15 protein-coding genes, 1 tRNA gene and 1 pseudogene are annotated in these 14,692 nt (G+C 65.6%); 3 read left to right on the plus strand and 14 right to left on the minus strand.

Features of this window, described 5'->3' with window-relative positions; genetic code table 11:
- The first annotated feature begins 216 nt into the window (after positions 1-216).
- Entirely contained in the window at positions 217-543 is a 327-nt protein-coding gene (locus V1261_RS00225) for a DUF134 domain-containing protein (RefSeq protein ID WP_329769303.1), read from the plus strand.
- 77 nt (positions 544-620) lie between these two features.
- On the opposite strand, the gene V1261_RS00230 is transcribed toward V1261_RS00225, so the two are convergent.
- The gene (locus V1261_RS00230; RefSeq protein ID WP_329769304.1) at positions 621-1,217 is read right to left on the minus strand and encodes a nitroreductase family protein; all 597 of its coding nucleotides are present in this window, start codon (positions 1,215-1,217) and stop codon (positions 621-623) included.
- A gap of 158 nt (positions 1,218-1,375) precedes the next feature.
- Entirely contained in the window at positions 1,376-2,086 is a 711-nt protein-coding gene (locus tag V1261_RS00235) for a pirin family protein (protein ID WP_329769306.1), read from the minus strand.
- A gap of 118 nt (positions 2,087-2,204) precedes the next feature.
- Here V1261_RS00235 and V1261_RS00240 point away from each other — a divergent pair, with 118 nt between their 5' ends.
- Complete coding sequence (locus tag V1261_RS00240; protein ID WP_329769307.1) at positions 2,205-3,107, plus strand: LysR family transcriptional regulator; 903 nt, start codon at positions 2,205-2,207, stop codon at positions 3,105-3,107.
- Between the two features lie 136 nt (positions 3,108-3,243).
- Here V1261_RS00240 and V1261_RS00245 read toward each other — a convergent pair.
- The 5 genes from V1261_RS00245 to tolB all read right to left on the minus strand — a co-directional run bounded on the left by V1261_RS00245 (position 3,244) and on the right by tolB (position 6,822).
- A tRNA-Lys gene (locus V1261_RS00245) sits at positions 3,244-3,319 on the minus strand.
- A 39-nt stretch (positions 3,320-3,358) separates the two neighbouring features.
- Positions 3,359-4,165, minus strand: a complete 807-nt coding sequence (locus tag V1261_RS00250; RefSeq protein ID WP_329769801.1) for a tRNA threonylcarbamoyladenosine dehydratase — start codon at positions 4,163-4,165, stop codon at positions 3,359-3,361.
- Positions 4,165-4,944: a tol-pal system protein YbgF gene (gene ybgF / locus V1261_RS00255; RefSeq protein WP_329769308.1), complete on the minus strand. Its 780-nt coding sequence runs from the start codon at positions 4,942-4,944 to the stop codon at positions 4,165-4,167. Before ybgF ends, V1261_RS00250 begins: the two co-directional genes overlap by 1 nt.
- A 29-nt stretch (positions 4,945-4,973) precedes the next feature.
- Entirely contained in the window at positions 4,974-5,465 is a 492-nt protein-coding gene (locus V1261_RS00260) for an OmpA family protein (protein WP_329769310.1), read from the minus strand.
- Between the two features lie 73 nt (positions 5,466-5,538).
- Complete coding sequence (gene tolB, locus V1261_RS00265) at positions 5,539-6,822, minus strand: Tol-Pal system beta propeller repeat protein TolB (protein WP_329769311.1); 1,284 nt, start codon at positions 6,820-6,822, stop codon at positions 5,539-5,541.
- A 228-nt stretch (positions 6,823-7,050) separates the two neighbouring features.
- On the opposite strand from tolB, the gene V1261_RS00270 reads away from it, so the two are divergent.
- Positions 7,051-9,018 (plus strand): ABC transporter transmembrane domain-containing protein, encoded by a 1,968-nt coding sequence (locus tag V1261_RS00270; protein ID WP_329769313.1) that lies wholly within the window; start codon positions 7,051-7,053, stop codon positions 9,016-9,018.
- A gap of 18 nt (positions 9,019-9,036) precedes the next feature.
- Here the strand turns inward: V1261_RS00270 and rng are convergent, their stop codons facing one another.
- The 7 genes and pseudogenes from rng to V1261_RS00305 all read right to left on the minus strand — a co-directional run bounded on the left by rng (position 9,037) and on the right by V1261_RS00305 (position 14,692).
- Positions 9,037-10,545 carry a ribonuclease G gene (gene rng / locus V1261_RS00275; RefSeq protein WP_329769315.1) on the minus strand — a complete coding sequence of 503 codons (1,509 nt, stop codon included), beginning with the start codon at positions 10,543-10,545 and terminating at the stop codon, positions 9,037-9,039.
- A 40-nt stretch (positions 10,546-10,585) separates the two neighbouring features.
- Complete coding sequence (locus V1261_RS00280; RefSeq protein WP_329769802.1) at positions 10,586-11,200, minus strand: Maf family protein; 615 nt, start codon at positions 11,198-11,200, stop codon at positions 10,586-10,588.
- A 5-nt stretch (positions 11,201-11,205) separates the two neighbouring features.
- Positions 11,206-11,688: a 23S rRNA (pseudouridine(1915)-N(3))-methyltransferase RlmH gene (gene rlmH, locus V1261_RS00285; RefSeq protein ID WP_329769316.1), complete on the minus strand. Its 483-nt coding sequence runs from the start codon at positions 11,686-11,688 to the stop codon at positions 11,206-11,208.
- Between the two features lie 30 nt (positions 11,689-11,718).
- Entirely contained in the window at positions 11,719-12,330 is a 612-nt protein-coding gene (gene rsfS / locus V1261_RS00290; RefSeq protein ID WP_329769803.1) for a ribosome silencing factor, read from the minus strand.
- A gap of 111 nt (positions 12,331-12,441) precedes the next feature.
- Positions 12,442-13,080 (minus strand): annotated as a pseudogene (gene nadD / locus V1261_RS00295) (nicotinate (nicotinamide) nucleotide adenylyltransferase); the annotation flags it as partial.
- A 2-nt stretch (positions 13,081-13,082) separates the two neighbouring features.
- Positions 13,083-14,024, minus strand: coding sequence for an oxygen-dependent coproporphyrinogen oxidase (gene hemF / locus V1261_RS00300; RefSeq protein ID WP_329769318.1), 942 nt, complete (start codon positions 14,022-14,024; stop codon positions 13,083-13,085).
- A 26-nt stretch (positions 14,025-14,050) separates the two neighbouring features.
- Positions 14,051-14,692, minus strand: a complete 642-nt coding sequence (locus V1261_RS00305) for a 1-acyl-sn-glycerol-3-phosphate acyltransferase (protein WP_329769319.1) — start codon at positions 14,690-14,692, stop codon at positions 14,051-14,053.

The raw sequence follows: 14,692 nt of genomic DNA on the forward strand, positions 1-14,692 counted from the left end.
GCTGGTCCACCCTGTCAGCAGGATGGTGCGCCTACCGTACCAGATCGCCAGTAGCCATGCTGCCGGGTCGGTCTCCCACAAACCAATTGCCCTGTCAATCAGCCGGAAGGGCCAGCCAGCTCCCCCTGAATGGGACTGGCAAGCCGGCGCGCTACCGGACTATGCTCGCAGGCACCCTGTCGTCACACTGTCTGCAAGGAGGTTACGCATACAGCCATGGCCAGACCCTACAAAAGCCGCCACGTGTCCTGTGACGTCGTGGCCAACTATTTCAAGCCGCGCGGCATTCCGGTGCACGAGCTGGAAGAAGTCGTACTCGAACTGGACGAGCTCGAAGCGCTGCGCCTGGCCGATGTGGAACAGCTCTACCAGATCGATGCCGCCATGCACATGTGCATTTCACGCCAGACCTTTGGCAACATCGTCGCGCGCGCCCGCAACAAGGTTGCCACCGCCATCCTGCACGGCAAGGCGCTGCGCATCAATGACGGCAACGATACCGACCCGGCGGCCACGCAGCCAGACGACAAAAACGGGGCCTGAACCGGTTTCCCGATCCAGACCCCGTCAAGGATCGTGCCCGTCAGGCGGGCAAGGCTGGCCGTGGCCAGCCTGATGCATCAGCCGTGCACGCGGAAACGCTCGGCGTCATCCATGTAGGCCTTCTCGCCAAAGCCGCCTTCGTTGGAACCGAAAGGCATCATGGCGCGCAGCTTCCAGCTGGCCGGCAGGTTCCACTCGGCAGTGGCAGCCGCATCCGGCAGCGGATTGTAGTGCTGCAGGCTGGCGCCGATGTTGGCTTCAGACAGTGCCACCCACACGGCAAACTGGGCGATACCGCTGGCCTGCTCGGACCAGATCGGGAAGTTGTCGGCGTAGGCAGCAAACTGCTCCTGCAGGCCCTTCACCACGTCCTGGTCTTCGTAGAACAGCACGGTACCGGCGCCGGCAGCAAAGCTGTTGATCTTGGCTTCGGTCGGGCCAAAGCTGTCAGCCGGCACGATCTGGCGCAGCGCGTCCATCACGAAACCCCAGAACTTGTTGCTCTCGGCACCAAACAGGATCACGGCGCGCGAGCTCTGCGAGTTGAAGGCGGAAGGAGACTGCTTGACGGCATCCTGGATCAGGCGCGTCACAGCGTCCTGGGACAGCGGCAGGTTCTTGCCCAGGGCGTACTGGCTGCGGCGCTTGCTGATGATGTCGATAAACTGGCTCATGGTGTTCTCCTGAAAATGGTCTGGCCCGCTCGGGCTCAAGAAATCGGCAGCACTGCGCTGCCATGGATTCAATAGTAGGGCAAGCAACTTGCCTACGGAATCGTCAAGATGGAAATTCTTTCTTTCCATTCTTGACATGATTGGTCATGCACCGGACATCAGCCGATGGCCGGGGCATCCACCAGCACCAACTCGGCATCCTCGCTGGCCGTGATGCGGATCAGTTCCTCGTCGCGGATGGCAGCGCCATCACGTGCCTGCAGCGGCACGCCGTTGACTTCGACCTGGCCCTTGGCCGGCACCAGATAGCCGTGGCGGCTGGCATCGGCAAAGCGGTATTCCACGCTTTCGCCCGCCTTCAGCGTGGCACCCAGCACGCGCGCCTGGGCACGGATCGGCAGGGTGCCTTCGTCGCCGGCGATACCGCTGGCCAGCGTGACAAACTGGCCAGAACGGTCACCCTTAGGGAAGGGCTGCGTGCCCCAGGACGGCTCGCCACCGCGCTGGTCCGGGAAAATCCAGATCTGGAAGATGCGCGTGGTTTCCGACTCCAGGTTGTACTCCGAGTGGCGGATGCCGCTGCCGGCGCTCATCACCTGCACATCACCGGCCACGGTACGGCCCTTGTTGCCCAGGTTGTCCTGATGCGTGATGGCGCCTTCGCGCACATAGGTCATGATTTCCATGTCGGCATGCGGGTGCGGCGGGAAACCGGTCTGCGGTGCAATCGCATCGTCGTTCCAGACGCGCAGCGCACCCCAGTGCACGCGGTCGGGATCATGGTATTCGGCAAAGGAAAAATGGTGCTTGGCATCCAGCCAGCCGTGGTTGGCGGCACCGAGGCTGTCGAGGCTGCGTCGTTCAATCATGTCAGTGTCCTTGGGTGTATGTTTACGATGACTCCAGTGTAGATTTTTCAGCATCACTTCAGAATCCGAAAGATGGAATATCATTCTTTCCAATTCCTTCATCATGCAAGGCCACACCATGCAGAAACTTCCCGATCTCGAAGCCTGGGCGATTTTTGCCAAGGTCGCCGAAACTGGCTCCTTTGCCCGCACCGCCACCGCCTTCTCGCTGTCGCAGGCCACCGTCTCCAAGGCCATCAGCCGGCTGGAGGCGCGCATCGGCACCACGCTGTTCCACCGCAGCTCGCGCCGCGTCACGCTGACGGATAGCGGCCACGCCGCCCTGGAGCGCGCCAGCCGCATCCTGGAGGATGGCGAAGCGGTCGAGGCCGAAATTGCCGAACAGTCCACCAGCCTGCGCGGCCTGATCCGCATCTCGGCACCCATGTCCTTCGGCATCCGCAAGCTGGCGCCACTGCTGCCGGATTTCATGCAGCAGCATCCGAAAGTGCAGCTGGATATCCAGTTTGACGACCGCCAAGTGGATCTGGTGGCAGACCGCTTCGACCTGGCCCTGCGCATTGCCAAGCTGCACGATTCCAGCCTGCTGGCGCGCCGCGTCTGCCGCATGCGCGTGTTGCTGGTCGGTGCGCCCTCCTACTTTGCGCAACACGGCAAGCCGCAGCACCCGCGTGATCTGGCGCAACACCGCGCGCTGCAATACACCCTGATGCGCAGCCCGGCGCACTGGCGCTTTACCCACGCCGAACACGGTGACTACCAGCAGGAAGTGCCGGCGCAAATCCAGGCCAACAACGCCGAAGGCCTTACCCCCGCCCTGCTCGCCGGCCTCGGCCTGGCGCTACAGCCCGAATTCCTCGTCGATGACGACCTCGCCGCCGGCCGCCTGGACACCGCCATGGAGGACTGGCAGATCGAGGAGCTGGCGCTGCATCTGGTCACGCCGCCGGGACGCAGAAGGCCGGCGCGGGTGCAGGCGCTGATGGAGTATCTGGTGGGGCGGCTGGGGGAAGCAGGCTGACATGCCGTGCGTAGTCACAAGTGCCGCCCTGACGTTATCACCGCAAATTCTGCGGCGATAAAGCACTGCAATCACCGCAAGATCGGCGGCAGGCAACAAAAAAGGCCTTGAACTCGCGTTCAAGGCCTTGAATGGGTGGTGGGTCGTGCGTGACTCGAACACGCGACCAACGGATTAAAAGTCCGCTGCTCTACCAACTGAGCTAACGACCCACTCGGCTTCTGTTGTCTTATCGATCACAGAAGCTGAAATTATAGCGAGGTTTTTTCGGTTTTGACAAGTGGTGTGGAAATTTTTTTCAACATCCACCCTGCTGCGGCCATACCGAAGCTCGCCGTCACCGCCACGGCCGAGCCGTAGCCGCTGCAATTCAGGCTGCCATCGGGGCTGTCGGCACCGGTCTCGCAGGCTTCGGGCATGCGCACAGGTTCGCGACTGAAGACGCAGGCCACGTCCATGCGCTTGCCGTCGCGCGGCGCACCATGCTGCTTGCGCAGGCGATAGCGCAGCTGCGCCAGCAAGGGATCGTGGGTCACACGCGACAGGTCATCGATCTGCATCAGTTCGGCCTGCTGTTTGCCGCCCGCCGCGCCCACGGTAATGAAAGGCAGCTTGCAACGGCGTGCCCAGGCCGCCATGGCGGTTTTGGCCGCCATCTGGTCGCAGGCATCAATCACGCCATCGACATCAGACGGCACCAGCCCCAGCCAGTTGTCGGGATCGACAAAATCATCAATCAGCTGCACCTGGCAATCCGGGTGGTAGCTGGCAATGCGCTGCTGCATGGCCTCGATCTTGGCCTGGCCCAGCGTGCGGTCGGCAGCGTGGATCTGGCGGTTGATATTCGATTCGGCCACGTGGTCCATGTCTACCAGCGTCAGCTTGCCGATGCCGGTGCGCGCCAGTGCCTCGGCCGCCCAGGAACCAACGCCGCCAATGCCGACCACCAGCACGTGCGCGGCCGCAATGCGCGCTGCACCTTCCTGGCCATACAGGCGCGCCACGCCGCCAAAGCGGCGCCCGGCATCCACCTGCACCGGCAACTCCATCGCGTCCATCATTTCAGTCGCGCCAGCCGGTCACGACCCACGCCAGCCGCTTCGGAAGACGGGTAGCGCGCAATCAGCTGCTGCAGCGTGCTGCGTGCGCCAGCGGTATTCTTCAGGCCGATCTGGCAGTTGGCAATGGACAACATGGCCTCGGGCGCACGCTCGTGATTCGGCGCCTGGCGCACCACGGTCTGGAAATGGCCCATGGCCGACTGGTAGTTGCGCAGCGCGTAATCGGAGTTGCCCAGCCAGTAGCGTGCCGCAATCGCTTCTTCGCCACGCGGGTGCTGGTTCAGGTAGTTGCGAAAGCCGGTCTGCGCACGGGCGTAATCGGCCTTGCGGAAATGCGCCAGCGCAGCATCGAACACATCCTGGCCATCGTCGGCCTCGACACTGGCTGCCGGCTTGTCGGCCGCCGGCCGGGTGGCGGCTGGCGCAGCCGCCTTGGGCGCAGGAGACGCCGGGGCCGTCGCAGGCTGCTCGGTCATGGCGCGCGCCAGGTCGGTGTGGCGCTCCTGGAGCTCGTTCAGCTCGCGCGTCAGCTGCTCCTCGCGTCCGCGGGAGCGTGCCAGTTCGGTCTGCAGGGTATCGATCTGGCCCTGCATCTGCTGCACGCTGCTGCGCATGCCGGTCATTTCCTGCTGCATGCCCTGGTAGCGCTCGCGCAGGTCCAGGATGGCACGGCGTGCCTCGTTGTCGCCAAACAACTGCGCCTGTGCCGGCTGCAGCGCTGCCAGCGACAGCGCCGCTACCAGCACGGTACGCGATTTCAGATATCTCGGGATCATTCCTTGTCCATTCCTCGGGTGGGACGGGTTCAGCGGTAGCGGAACTCCACGCGGCGGTTGCGCTCGTCATTGCCGGCGCCCGGCACCGCCGGCTGCTCCTTGCCAAAACTCACGGCCTCGATCTGGCTATCTTGCACGCCTTGCAGCACCAGGGCACGGCGTACCGCTTCGGCACGACGCTGGCCCAGCGCCAGATTGTATTCGCTGCCCCCGATTTCATCGGTATGGCCTTCCAGCACCACGCCAGTGCCACGGTTGGCATTCAGCCAGCGCGCCTGGCCTTCCACCACCGGGCGCGCATCGGGGCGCACGCTGTAGCTGTCAAAGTCGAAGAACACGGTGCGCGCCACGTCTTGCGGGCCGCCGCGCGTACCATCGGCCTGGCCAACGCCAACCGGCGTGACGGTGCTCTGGCCGGCGCTGCCAGCCTGGTTGCCGGCGGCATCGGCACCGGTCTTGGGGGCGGAAGAACAGGCAGCCAGGGCGGCGGTGAGTGCCAGGGTCAAGAGGGCGCGTTGCATGGGCTATCTCCAATCTATATAAGGTGGCACAAGGCCGGTCATGGCAGCCCGGTTCAGGCTGCCGCGTGGTCAATTATTGCAGCGGGGCCCAGGCCGGCTCCCGCAATTCTCCCTGACGACCCGCCAGACGGGTCTTGATGCTGCCGTCCACCGTGGTCGTCATCAGGGTCTTCTGGCCACCGATGCGGGTGGCGTACACCAGCATGCGGCCGTTCGGGGCAAAACTCGGGCGTTCGTCGTGCGCGGTATCAGTCACCAGCTGCACGCTGCCATCGCGCAAGTCCATCACCGCCAGCTTGAAGCCGCCGCTGCGCGTGATGTAGGCCAGCAACTGGCCATCGGCGCTCACGGTCGGCGAAATGTTGTAGCCGCCCTGCCAGGTCACGCGCTGGGCATCGCCACCACTGGCAGGCATGCGGTAGATCTGCGGCGCGCCGCCACGGTCGCTGACAAAGTAGATGCTGCGGCCGTCCGGGCTGAAGCGCGCTTCGGTATTGATGCTGCTGCCACTGGTCAGCTGGCGCGGCTGGCCGCCAGTCGCCGGAAGCAGGTACAGATGCGAGCCGCCATCCCGCGTCAGCGTCACCAGCAGCTGGCTGCCATCGGGCGACCAGGCTGGCGCGCTGTTGGAGCCCTTGAAATTGGCCACTTGCTGGCGCTGGCCGGTACGCACGTTGTGCACGAACACCACCGGCTTGCCGAGTTCGAAGGACACATAGGCCAGGCGGCTGCCATCGGGCGACCAGCTCGGCGAGATGATCGGGTGGTTGCTGGCCAGCGCCGGCTGCGCACCTTCACCATCGGCATCGGACACCCACAACGTATGGCGGCCACCGGCCTTGGTCACATAGGACAACCGACTGGAAAACACGCCTTGCCGGCCGGTGATCTGCTGATAGATCCAGTCGCTGGCGCGGTGCGCGGCCAGACGCAGGTCGGCCGCTGCCACGGCATAGGTCTGCGAACCCATGTCACGCTGCTGCACCACGTCCCACAGGCGCACCTGCAGCTGCCAACCATTGCCCTGGCGCTGCACGTTGCCGGCCACCAGGTAATCCGATCCCGCCTCGCGGAACACGGCCAGCGCCGGTCGGCTGGCGGCATCGAGCTGTTCGCTGCTGACGGGCACCGACTTGAACAGGCCGCTGCGCAGCAGGTTGGCCAGGATGATGCCGGAAGGCTGCTGCGGCGCGCTGGCTTCGCCACGGAACGGCGACAGCGTGATCGGGTACTGGCTGATGCCGGCACCGGTGACTTCCACACGGAATTGCGCCTGTGCCGTCAAGGACAGCAGCAGGCCGGCCAGCAGGATCCAGAAAGAGCGCCACAGTGGGCGGGACAAGGTGGGACGAAACATCGGCATCTACATGGCAAACAGCACTGCCACCAATCAGCAGCGCAACAGGCGATGACTGGCCGCTGGCAACATGCCGGCAGCCGTCGTGATCGGAACATGGTAGGCCATGCCCGTGACAGACTGGCTGCGCAACGGGTTACAAAGGGTAAGCAATGGCGACACCCTGCATGTCCGGCCCGCGTCGCACGCGCGCACTACAATGCAGGCATTCCCTGTCACCGGACTGCCATGAACGATTCCCCCCAGGGTGCTGCTGACAGCGCCACCACGCATCGGGGCAGCACTGCCTCCGACTTTGTTCCCAGCCAGCATTCGCTGCTGGTGCGCTTGCGCCGTGTCGCCGCCTATTTCGGTGCCGATCCCAAATGGTGGGTGATTGCCGTACTGGCCACGGTGCTCAGCGCGCTGACCGAACCGGCGGTGCCGGCGCTGCTCAAGCCGCTGCTGGACCATGGCTTTACCGATGGCACGCTGAATATCTGGCTGGTGCCGGCCGCCGTGCTGTTCCTGTTCATCGTGCGCGGCGTCGGCGGCTTTATCGCCCAGTACGCGCTGTCCCGCATCGCCAACGACGGCATGGTCAAACTGCGCCGCGAAATGTTCGGCCGCCTGCTCGATGCCGATCTCGGCCTGTTCGCACGCCAGTCGGCCAGCAGCCTGTCCAACACCGTGGTCTACGAAGTGCAGAACGGCGCCACCCAGCTGGTGCAGGCACTGATGGGCATGACGCGCGACTTCTGCACGCTGGTGGCGCTGGTCGGCTACCTGCTCTATCTCAACTGGCAGCTCACCATGGTGATCGTGATACTGGTGCCCGGCATGTCCTGGGTCATGCGCAAGCTGTCACGTCGCCTCTACGGCCTGGCCAAGCAGAGCCAGAAAGCCACCGATGAACTCGCCTATGTGGTCGAGGAAAACGTGCTGGCACACCGCATGGTGCGCCTGCATGGCGCACAGGAACAGCAGGCGGGCCGTTTCCACATCCTGAGCCGCAAGCTGCGCCAGCTGGCACTCAAGTCCACCGTCGCCAGCGCCGCGATGACACCGCTCACGCAGTCGGTCGCCGCCATCGCCCTGTCCGGCGTGCTGACGATTGCGCTGTGGCAATCGCAATCGCTGCAGGGCAGCGAACGCGAAGTCACGGTCGGCGGCTTTGTCGCCTTCGTCACTGCCATGCTGCTGCTGGTGGCGCCCATCCGTCGCCTGGCCGATGTCGCCAGCCCGATCACGCGCGGCGTGGCCGCGCTGGAACGCGGCCTGGCCATGGTCGAAACCGTGCGCCCCGAACAGGAAGCCGAAACGCCCGCCAGCAGCCCGCTGCCAGCCCAGGTGCGCGGCGAGATCCGCTTCGACAACGTGACCGTGCGCTACCCCTCGCAATCCCCTGGCGTGGCACCGCATGACCTGCCCAACACGATTCCGGTCGAGGCACCGGAACCAGACGACAGCCTGGAAGCGCGCGAGCAGCAGGCCGCCAGCGCCGGCATTCCGCCCGAGCTGGCGGCCGATGCCGATCAGGGCGCGGCCCTGCAACAGGTCAGCCTGGAGATCCGTCCCGGCGAAGTGGTAGCGCTGGTCGGCCCCTCGGGATCGGGCAAGACCACGCTGGTCAACCTGCTGCCGCGCTTTGTGCTGCCCACCGGCGGCCAGGTCGAGCTCGACGGCATCGCACTCGACCAGTGGCCGCTGGCCGCGCTGCGCCAGCAGATCGCCATGGTCAGCCAGGACGTGGTGATGCTGAACCAGACGATTGCCGCCAACGTCGCGCTGGGTCAGGAGATCGACCGCGCCCGCGTGGAGCAGGCGCTGGAAGCGGCGAATCTGGCCAGCCATGTGGCGCGCCTGCCGGCCGGCATCGATACCGAAGTCGGCCACAACGCCACCCAGCTGTCCGGCGGCCAGCGCCAGCGCCTGGCGATTGCACGCGCCATCTACAAGAACGCGCCCATCCTGATCCTCGACGAAGCCACCTCGGCGCTCGACAACGAATCGGAACGCCTGGTGCAGGAAGCGCTGCAGCGCCTGATGCAGGGCCGCACCACGCTGATCGTGGCACACCGCCTGAGCACCATCGAGCACGCCGACCGCGTGGTGGTGATGGAGCAAGGCCGCATCGTCGAACAGGGCACGCACGCCGAGCTGCTGGCGCTGGGCGGCGCCTACGCACGCCTACAGCACCACGGCCTGGCGCAGTGAGCGCCGCCGGCCGGCAGCTTACATCAGCACCACGTCGTACTGTTCCTGCGAGAACAGGCCCTCGGCCTGCAGCGAGATCGGCTTGCCGATGAACTCGCTGAGCGAAGCCAGGTGCTGGCTTTCCTCGTCCAGGAACAGGTCGATTACCTGCGGTGCTGCCAGGATGCGGAACTCGGCCGGGTGGAACTGGCGCGCCTCGCGCAGTACCTCGCGCAGGATCTCGTAGGCCACGCTGCGCGGGGTCTTGACGGTGCCGCGCCCTTCGCAAGCCGGGCAGGGTTCGCACAGCATGCGCTCCAGCGATTCGCGCGTGCGCTTGCGTGTCATCTCCAGCAGCCCCAGCTGCGAAAAATCCCCCACCGTGGTCTTGATGCGGTCGCGTTGCAGCTGCTTGCGCAATTCGGCCAGCACGCCCTCGCGATGCTCGGCACGCTGCATGTCGATAAAGTCCACGATGATGATGCCGCCCAGGTTGCGCAGCCGCAGCTGGCGCGCAATCGCCTGCGCCGCCTCCAGGTTGGTCTTGAAGATGGTCTCGTCGAAATTGCGCGTGCCGACAAAACCACCGGTGTTGACGTCGATCGTGGTCAGCGCCTCGGTCTGGTCCATCACCAGATAGCCGCCGGATTTCAGGTCCACGCGGCGGCCCATCGCCTGCGCCACTTCCTCGTCGATGTTGTAGAGGTCAAAAATCGGCCGCTCGCCGCTGTACAGCGCCAGCTTCTGCACCGCGTTCGGCATGAAGGTCTGGCCAAACGCCAGCAGCACCGCATGCTGCGTGCGCGAATCGATGCGTACGCTGGCGGTGTGCTCATCCACCATGTCGCGCAGCACGCGCTGCATCAGGTTCAGGTCCTGGTGCAGCAATGACGGGGCCGGCAGCGTACGCGCGGCCTGGCGCACGCGCGCCGCGGCCTTGCGCAGATACAGCATGTCTTCCTGCAGGTCGGTATCGGGCGCGTCTTCGGCATTGGTGCGCACGATATAGCCGCCGGGACGGTCCAGCCCGGGCTCGGGCGGCAGCGTCTCCATCAGCTGCTGCACGCGCTGGCGCAGGACATCGCGCTGCTCCAGTGCAATCTTCTGCGATACGCCAATGCTGCCGTCGTCACGCGGCAGGTGCACCATCAGGCGACCGGCGATGCTGATATGGGTGGACAGGCGCGCGCCCTTGCTGCCGAGCGGGTCCTTGATCACCTGCACCATCAGCGTCTGGCCTTCAAACACCAGTTTCTCGATCGGCTTGGGTGCCTGCTGCGAGCGTTCGCCCTCTTCCTCGCGCCGGTCACGACCCTGGCCACGCTGCCAGACGTCGGCCACGTGCAGGAAGGCGGCGCGCTCCAGGCCGATATCGATGAATGCCGATTGCATGCCGGGCAACACGCGTGCTACCTTGCCCAGATAGATATTACCCACCAGGCCGCGCTGCAGCTCGCGCTCCACGTGCAGTTCCTGCACCACGCCGTTTTCGACGACGGCCGCCCGGGTCTCCTGCGGAGACCAGTTGATCAGAATGTCTTGTTGCATGAATGAGAATCCAGCGCCTGCGACTGTCGCAGGCCGATGCTCATATTGTCCACCCGAAAGTGCGCAACAACCGGGCGGTTTCGAACAGCGGCAATCCCATGATGCCGGAGAAGCTGCCCTCGATGCGCGTGATCAACGTGGCGGCATGGCCCTGCACGCCATAGCCGCCGGCCTTGCCAAACGGCTCGCCAGTCTGCACATAAGCGGCCATGCGCGCCTCGTCCAGCGTATCGAACACCACTTCGGATTCGGACAGCGCCTGCTCCATGCGCACGCCATCGGCCTGCGACAGCGCGATGGCGACGGCCGTCAGCACCTGGTGCCGGCGGCCGGACAGGCGGCGCAGCATCTCCAGCGCCTGGCCGTCGTCGGCCGGCTTGCCGAGGATGCGCTCGTCCAGCGTGACCGTGGTATCGGCACACAGGATGGGCGCCGGCGGCAGGCCGCGCGCCTGCCAGCGTCGCACCGCGGCTTCGAGCTTGAGCCGGGTCACGCGCTGCACATAGGCATGTGCCAGCTCGCCTGGCAGCTCGGCTTCCAGGCTTTCGGCATCTTCTTCGGGGCCGGGCAGCAGCAATTGATGCGCCACGCCGATCTGCTCCAGCAGCTGGCGGCGGCGCGGGCTTTGCGAGGCCAGGTAGACAAAATCCTGCAACATGCTTATTCGCGGTGGTAAGGATGGCCGGCATTCACCGACCAGGCGCGGTACAGCTGCTCCACCAGCAACACACGCGCCATGGCGTGCGGCAACGTCATGTCGGACAGGCGGATGCGCTCATGCGCCTGCTGGCGCAGGTCGGGGTGCAGGCCGTCCGGCCCGCCAATCAGCAGCGCCACGTCATCGCCCTGCTGCTGCCAGCCGTGCAGGCGCTCGGCCAGCGCCCTGGTGGTGAGTGCGGTACCGCGCTCGTCCAGTGCCACCACGCGGCGGCCTTTCTGCGTGCCGCCGTCGATGGCGGCCTCGATGCGCTGCATCTCGGCCTGCATCATCTGCTGGGGGGTCTTGCCGCCGCTGCGCGGTTCGGTCTTGACGGTGCGGCAATCCAGCCGCAACTCGGGCGGAAAGCGCTTGGCGTAATCGTCAAACGCGGTCTGCGCCCAGTCCGGCATTTTCTGGCCCACGGCCACGATGACCAGTTTCATGGCCAGCCTGCGGGAATCCGTGCCGCCCGCTCAGGCCTTGCCGACCGGCTTGCTGCCCACGGTCTTGCCGACGATCAGCTTGACCTCGGGTGCAGCGCTGGCGGTACGGCGGCGCGGCGTAGTGGCGGGCTTGGCCTCCGTCGTGGCGGCATCAGCAGCCGGCTTGGCCGTAGTGGCGCGCGGCTTGCGCGCTGCCGCGGGCTTGGCTGCCGTGGCAGGCTTGGCGGCAGCGGGCTGGCGACGGCTGGCGGCGGGCTTGCCCAGGCGCATGCGCACCGGCTTCTCGCCCCAGATGTCTTCCAGCATGTAGTACTGGCGGATCGCCGGCTGCATCACGTGCACCACGGCGCTGCCGCAGTCCACGATGATCCACTCGCCGTTTTCCTCGCCTTCGCTGCGCGGCTTGGGAAAGCCGGCTTCGCGCACGGCATCGCGCACGCTGGAGGCCAGCGCCTTGGTCTGGCGGTTGGAGGTACCGGAAGCGATGATCACGCGTTCGAACAGCGGCGACAGGTGCGCCGTGTTGTAGACCACGATGTTCTGGGCCTTCACATCCTCCAGGCCATCGACGATGGCGCGCTGCAGCTTCTGGATCATCTTGGCCGCAGCCGGGCTGTCTTCGGCAATGCCGTCATCGCCCATGGGCAGATCGGTTTCGGGATTTGCCTCGCGGACGGGCGGCTTGGGAGGGGTCTTCTTGACTGCGGAACGTTCAGTGGCCATCAGGGTGTCTGGTGAAAGATAAAGTTTATGGTGCGCAATATACTGTGCTACGGCTGGGGGCACAAGGGTTTGCAGCCAGTCCTCCAGCTGCTCGGGGCTTTCGTGCTCACGCTCCAGCACGCCGGCGCGGATGCGGGTGGAGCTGAAATCGCTGGGCGGTAGCTGCAGCACTTCGGTGCGCAGGGCCGGCAGCTGCTGGCGCAACTGCTGCAGGTCCAGCTCCAGCTGGCCGCTGCCCTGCTGGCCGTCGGGGCGACACAGCACTGCCACCGTCACCTGCCGCAGCAGGTCTTCGGCGCGCTGCCATTGCGGCAGTGTCAGCAGCAGGTCCTGCCCCATCAGCAGGAACCATTCGACTTCCTGTTCATGCCGCGCGGCATGGCGCTCCTGCAGCTCCTGCAGGGTATCGATGGTGTAGGTGATGGTGCCGCGCTGCACCTCGCAATCGTCCACCTGCACCTGCGGCAGGCTGGCAAACGCCAGCTGCGCCATCACCATGCGGTGACGCGAGGCGCTCAGCCGGCGCTGCTTCATCCAGGGCTGGCCGGTGGGCACCACATACAGCAGGTCCAGCTGCAGCTGCGCCACGGCCGCCGCCGCCAGCCCCACATGGGCCAGGTGTGGCGGGTCAAAGGCACCGCCGTAAATGCCGATTCGCTTGATGGGCATGGTCAGGCCGCCAGCCAGTCCTGCCGCGGCAGGAACTCGGTATACAGGCGCGCCTCGGCACTGCCCGGCTGCTCGCCACGGCGATAGGCCCAGCTGGCCTGCGGCGGCATCGACAGCAGGATCGATTCGGTACGGCCACCGGACTGCAGGCCGAAGTGCGTGCCACGGTCCCAGACCAGGTTGAATTCGACGTAGCGGCCACGGCGATAGAGCTGGAAGCTGCGCTCGCGCTCGCCCCACGCCTGGTCCTTGCGGCGCTGCACGATCGGGATATAGGCCGGCAGAAAGCCGTCGCCGACCGCCTGCAGCATGGCAAAGTTGCGTGCGTGGTCGAACTCGGAGAAATCGTCAAAGAAGATGCCACCTACGCCGCGTTGCTCCTGGCGGTGCTTCAGGTAGAAATATTCGTCGCACCATCGCTTGAAGCGCGGGTACTTGTCCTCGCCAAACGGTTGCAGCGCATCGTGGCAGGTCTGGTGGAAATGCACGCAGTCTTCACGCTGACCGTAGTACGGCGTCAGGTCCATGCCGCCGCCAAACCAGCACACCGGGCTGCCGCCAGCCGGCAAGGCCGCCAGCATGCGCACGTTCATGTGCACGGTGGGCACGTAGGGGTTGCGCGGGTGGAACACCAGCGACACGCCCATGGCCTCGAACGGCGCACCGGCCAGCTCCGGGCGATGCTGCGTCGCCGAGTGCGGCAGCTGCGGGCCGCGCACATGCGACAGGCCGACGCCGGCGCGCTCGAACACCTCGCCGCCTTCCAGGATCATGGTGCGGCCACGGCCCTGCAGCAGCTCGCCCGGCGCCTTCTGCCAGTCGTCCACGACAAAGCGGGCTTCGGGTTCAAAGGCGGCCACGGCATCGGTGATGCGCTGTTGCAGGCCGGTGAGATAGCTCAGCACGGCCTGGGTGTCGGCCGCTGCGGTCAGGGAATCTGTCATGCGGATATCCGGAAAATGCGGGCGGCTCAGGACCTGGAGCCGTCGCGGGAAGCCTGGCGGTCAAACGGGCGCACTGGCGCCGCGTTGTCGGGGTGGTAGCCGGAGCGGCCGGCGTAATACTCGGCCAGGCCGGCAAAATCGGCCTCCATGTCACCGCTGCAGCGTGCGAAGTGCTGCACGCCGACCTCCTTCTTGCCAAAATCAATAAAAGCCAGGCCGAGCGGACAATCGGCGGCGCGCCACAGGTGGTAGAAACCGGTACGCCAGCCATTGGTCTTGCTGCGCGTGCCCTCGGGCGTGACGGCCAGCCAGAAGAAATCGGCCTGGCGCATCTGCGCCACGGTTTCCTCGACCACGCCATGCGCAGCGCGGCGGTTGATGGCAACGCCACCAATCGCGCGGATCCAGTTGCCCAGCACCGGCACGTTCACCACGCTGTCCTTGATCCAGAAACGGAAGGGTACGCCAATCGCCCACTTGAACAGCAGGCCGACCGAAAAATCCCAGTTGGAGGTGTGCGGATAGACCACGACCAGGCCACGCGTCTCGGGCAGGCCATTGAAGTAGGACTTCCAGCCCAGCCATTGCAGCATCTTGCCGGCCAGCTTGCTGCCACGACCGGGAAAGACCGGCTGCGCCGGCATCGGATAGACCTGCAGACCCCGCAT

It is taken from the genome of Brachymonas sp. J145, assembly GCF_036312245.1.
In the GTDB taxonomy this organism is placed as follows: Bacteria; Pseudomonadota; Gammaproteobacteria; order Burkholderiales; family Burkholderiaceae_C; genus Brachymonas; species Brachymonas wangyanguii.